The organism is Caldisericia bacterium (genome assembly GCA_021158845.1).
Lineage (GTDB): Bacteria > Caldisericota > Caldisericia > B22-G15 > B22-G15 > B22-G15.
In genome coordinates this window covers 1-4,653 of record JAGGSY010000156.1, presented here as the reverse complement: position 1 = coordinate 4,653, position 4,653 = coordinate 1, and the positions used below count along the sequence as shown (strand labels likewise).

Sequence of the window (4,653 nt, the reverse complement as noted above, 5' to 3'; positions counted from 1 at the left end):
AACTTATCTACTGTAGACAGTTATAAATTTATCCAACTCTGTGGTTTCATCGGAAGAAACAGAATTCCCAAACTTAAGAAGTTCCAACTTTAAAGTGCCTTTTCCTCCCTCTTTCTTAACCTTACATAGAACAAAATAACCTTTTACATCCACCTCAAAGGGAACAGTCCCTTTAATCTCCTTTATGATCGTTTCTCCTGTATTCTTTGTTACTTTATAGTAACCACTGAATGTTACCCCCTCTGTTCCAGACACATTTATTGTAAAGAAAGAATCGGTAAGTCCACCAAAACACCCAGTTAGGAAAACCAGTAAAACAAAAACAGTTAAGATAACAAAAACTTTTCTGTTCATCTCTCCTATTAAATTATATAATAAAGTTTGTAAAAGGCTAAATTTGTGGTAAAATTTTTCCCTAAATGAAAATAGAGATAAAGGTGAAGAAGGTAAGAGGAAAGTGTCCCTTGGGACACAGAATTGGAGATAGATGGATTGTAGAAGATGCCATAACTCCAGAAGGTTTATGTATGCATGCTTTCTATGTTCTTTATCCCTGGATTCAGGTTATGCGTATGGGAGGAAAAATTCTATGGGAGGAAGATGGGGAGGTGGAGGTTCCTTGTATAGATGAAAAAAACCTTGTAGTTTTTTCTCTAAGGAGGATTGAAGATGAAGAGTGACCTTGAAATAAGTAGAAACGCAAAGGTAGAAAGAATTGAAGAGATTGCCAGAATGCTTGGTTTTTCAGAAGAAGATATTATAAAGTATGGAGATTACATTGCAAAGGTTAAACTCTCTGTATGGAACAGGATAAAAAACAACAGAAATGGTAAATATGTGGTTGTTACAGGAATAACACCTACACCTCTTGGAGAAGGAAAAACAACTACAACCATAGGATTGGGACAGGCGCTAAGCAGACTCGGAAAGAAGGGAGTTGTGTGTATAAGGCAACCCACCCTTGGACCTGTTTTTGGAATAAAAGGTGGTGCACATGGAGGTGGATATGCCCAGATTTATCCCTTAACAGAGTTTGATCTCCATTTCACAGGGGATTCATATGCAGTGTACACTGCTCACAATCTCCTATCTTCTTATATAGATAACCACCTTTATAGAAAGAATAAACTTGGATTTGATGTGTCAAAGATTACATGGAGGAGAGTAATTGATCTATCTGATAGAAGTTTAAGACATGTTGTTATAGGACTTAGGGGAGATGGATTTACAAGAGAGACAGGATTTGATATAACCTCTGCATCTGAGGTTATGGCTATTCTTGCCCTTTCAAAGAACTTGAAGGAGTTAAGGGAAAAACTCGGGAAAATTGTTGTTGGTTTTACATACGATAATAAACCAATAACTGCAGAGGATTTAAAGGTTGCAGGGAGTATGGCAGTTTTAACAAAGGATGCCCTAATGCCAAATCTTATTCAAACCATAGAGAGAACTCCTGTTTTTGTGCATACAGGTCCATTTGGAAATATAGCGCATGGTAATAGTTCTATAATTGCAGATCTCTTTGCAATAAAGACTGGAGATTTTGTAGTAACAGAGGCAGGTTTTGGTGCTGATCTTGGAGCAGAGAAATTCTTTAATATTAAATGCAGATACTCGGGGCTTACACCAGATGCCGCTGTTCTTGTGGTTACTGTAAGAGCTCTTAAGATGCATGGTGGTATTGGAAGGATTGTTCCAGGAAAGCCCTTACCGCCTGAGATACTTGAAGAGAATATTGAAGCTGTAAAGAGAGGTAGCGAGAACATGATAAAGCAGATTGAGAATATAAAGATTCACGGTGTTCCTGTGGTAGTTGCAATAAACCTATTCCCTGATGACCATGATAGCGAAGTTGAGTTAATAAGAAAGATGGCCATAGATTCTGGTGCAGAGGATGCAGTGGTATCAGAGGTATTCTCAAAGGGTGGTGAAGGGGGTATTGATCTTGCGAAAGCAGTTATAAAGGCGAGCGAGAAGGGAAGCAATTTTAAATTCCTATATCCACTGGAAGTCTCCATAGAAGAGAAAATTGAGAGAATAGCAGTAAAGATCTATGGAGCAAAGAAGGTCTCCTACTCTAAAAGAGCAAGAAGGAAAATCAAGCTCTTTTCTTCTCTTGGATACGATAAACTGCCCATATGTATGGCAAAGACACATCTATCTCTCTCTCATGATCCAAACTTAAAGGGAAGACCCAAAGATTTTGATTTTCCTATAGAGGATATAAGACTTTCATCGGGAGCAGGTTTTCTTGTTCCTCTTGCTGGAGATATAAGAACCATGCCCGGTCTCCCATCTGTTCCATCAGGCAACTTTATAGATATAGATGATGATGGGAATATAGTTGGTCTTCATTAGTGTACTTTTGTAAAATAGGGACTTAAGAGATGGGAGAGATTATTGATGTAAAACCTCTAAAGGAAAGGTTAAAGAAAGAGATAAAAGACAAGGTTTTTAGACTAAAGAGTAGAGGAACTCACCCAAAGGTAGCTTTTCTTTTTTCAAAAGAGAATAAGGGAGCAGATATTTTCCATAGAATTCTTGTTAAATTGGGAGAAGAACTTGGTATTTTAACAGAAACAATTGATGTAACGAATCTTTCAATAGGTAAAATAAAGAAACTTATTGAAGAACTTAATAGAGATCCAGAAGTTCATGGAATATTTCCCATACGACCTCTTGGGAGTAAAGAAATAGAAAATGAGATCTTTTCAACCATGGATCCAGAGAAAGATATTGAGTGCTTGACACATGAAAACCTTGGTAGACTTTTTTCCTTTTCGCCGAAGTTTATTCCATCAACTCCAAATGCATCCTTTGAGATACTGAAGTTCTTTTTGAATAAGAAGAAGATAAGTATAAAAGATTACTATGGGAAAGTGGCAGTGATTGTGGGTAGAAGTATAACCGTTGGAAGACCTCTATACATCCTTTCCCTGATGAATAATCTTGTACCGATAAATCTTCATTCAAAGGTCTCTGATATTTCAAGATTTACGAAGATTGGAGATATTATCTTTAGCTGTGCTGGCGTTCCCCATCTTGTAAAGAAAGACATGGTAAAAGAGGGCTCCATTATTATTGATATAGGAATAAATGTTACAGAAGAGGGTATAGTTGGTGATGTTGATACAAAAGGAGTTGTTGAGAAAGTCCTTGGTATAACTCCTGTTCCTGGAGGGGTTGGAGAGATAACAAATCTATTTGTATTTAAATCCCTCCTCTCTGCATTAGAGTGAGTTCAGCAATTTTCCTTCCTTATTCTTAAATTTTTCTTTGTGTTAAAATTAGGAAAGGAGGTGAGAAATGAAGATTTTTATTGATACTGCAAAGATTTCTGAAATTGAAGAGGCAATATCCTGGGGGATAGTTGATGGTGTCACCACCAATCCCTCTCTTATTAAAAAGGCGGTGATTTTCTATAAGGAAAAGGGAGAGACATTCTCCTTGGAGGAATACATAGAAAGACTGCTCCTTGTATGTGGAGACAGGCCTGTAAGTCTTGAAGTGATAGGAAGTGATTTTGAATCTATGGTTAAAGAGGGGAAGTTTCTTTATGAGAGATTCAATTCTATAAATAATAATGTTGTTATAAAGATACCAGTTTCTCCTTCCATGAAAGAGGGAGACGGAAGGGAGTTTGATGGGTTAAAGGCGATAAAAAAACTCTCTGACGATGGCATACCTGTAAATGCCACTCTAATTATGACACCCAACCAGGCACTACTTGCAGCAAAGGCTGGAGCGAGATACATATCTCCCTTTGCAGGGAGAATTGATGATTATTTAAGAAAGAGTGTTGGTATAACATTTGAAAAGGGAGATTATTTTCCCGGAGAAGGACTCTCTTTGAATGAAATATTGATTGAAGATGATGGTGTGGTAAGTGGAGTGGATCTTGTGGCAAGAAGCGTTGATATAATTGAGACATATGGTTTTGATTGTGAGGTTATAGCTGCCAGTGTCAGAAATAGAGTTCAGGTGATAGAGTTGTTGGAGACTGGCGTTCATATTGCCACAATTCCCTTCCATGTGCTTAAAGACATGATAGGTCATGAAAAAACTCTTGAGGGAATGAAGAAGTTTACTGAGGATGTTGTTCCAGAGTATAAAGAGTTGTTTAGATAGTCTGGAGGTTCTATGCGTAAAAGAAGGATCCATCCAGTATTGAAAGTTTTTTTAATAATTTTAACAATAATCCTTGTTCTTCTAATAGGAGCAGGAATATATGTTTATAGAATATATCTTACCTATGCAACCTCCCTCCCCAGTATAAAGGATATTCAATATGAACCACCAGAATCCTCTGAGATATTCGATAGGAATGGAAACCTAATTAAAACTGTATTTTTTGTTGAAAATAGAATATATGTTCCTCTATCTGAAGTTCCTAAAAATTTTATAGATGCCCTAATTGCCAGTGAGGATGCAAGATTCTTTGAGCATCATGGGGTTGATTTTAAGGGTATCATAAGGGCTGCCATAAATAACATAAGAGCTGGGAAGATTGTAGAAGGTGGTTCCACAATTACTCAGCAGCTTGTTAGAGAACTGTTTTTATCAAAAGAGGTGAGTTTGGATAGGAAGATAAAAGAGGCAATACTTGCCCTTCGCCTTGAAAAGATTTACTCAAAGGAGGAGATACTTGAATAC

Annotated in this window: 6 protein-coding genes; 5 read left to right on the top strand and 1 reads right to left on the bottom strand. The window is 37.2% G+C overall.

Annotation, left to right across the window (positions count from 1 at the left end; translation table 11 throughout):
• Positions 1–3: 3 nt before the first annotated feature.
• Positions 4–354 carry a hypothetical protein gene (locus J7J33_05505; protein MCD6168734.1) on the bottom strand — a complete coding sequence of 117 codons (351 nt, stop codon included), beginning with the start codon at positions 352–354 and terminating at the stop codon, positions 4–6.
• A gap of 83 nt (positions 355–437) precedes the next feature.
• On the opposite strand from J7J33_05505, the gene J7J33_05500 reads away from it, so the two are divergent.
• From J7J33_05500 to J7J33_05480, 5 genes are all read left to right on the top strand, one after another.
• Complete coding sequence (locus J7J33_05500) at positions 438–680, top strand: TIGR04076 family protein (GenBank protein ID MCD6168733.1); 243 nt, start codon at positions 438–440, stop codon at positions 678–680.
• Entirely contained in the window at positions 664–2,358 is a 1,695-nt protein-coding gene (locus J7J33_05495; GenBank protein MCD6168732.1) for a formate--tetrahydrofolate ligase, read from the top strand. Before J7J33_05500 ends, J7J33_05495 begins: the two co-directional genes overlap by 17 nt.
• A gap of 29 nt (positions 2,359–2,387) precedes the next feature.
• Positions 2,388–3,239: a bifunctional 5,10-methylenetetrahydrofolate dehydrogenase/5,10-methenyltetrahydrofolate cyclohydrolase gene (locus J7J33_05490; GenBank protein ID MCD6168731.1), complete on the top strand. Its 852-nt coding sequence runs from the start codon at positions 2,388–2,390 to the stop codon at positions 3,237–3,239.
• A 67-nt stretch (positions 3,240–3,306) separates the two neighbouring features.
• Entirely contained in the window at positions 3,307–4,128 is an 822-nt protein-coding gene (locus J7J33_05485) for a transaldolase (GenBank protein MCD6168730.1), read from the top strand.
• A gap of 12 nt (positions 4,129–4,140) precedes the next feature.
• On the top strand, positions 4,141–4,653 hold a 513-nt coding region (locus J7J33_05480), incomplete at its 3' end, for a transglycosylase domain-containing protein (protein ID MCD6168729.1).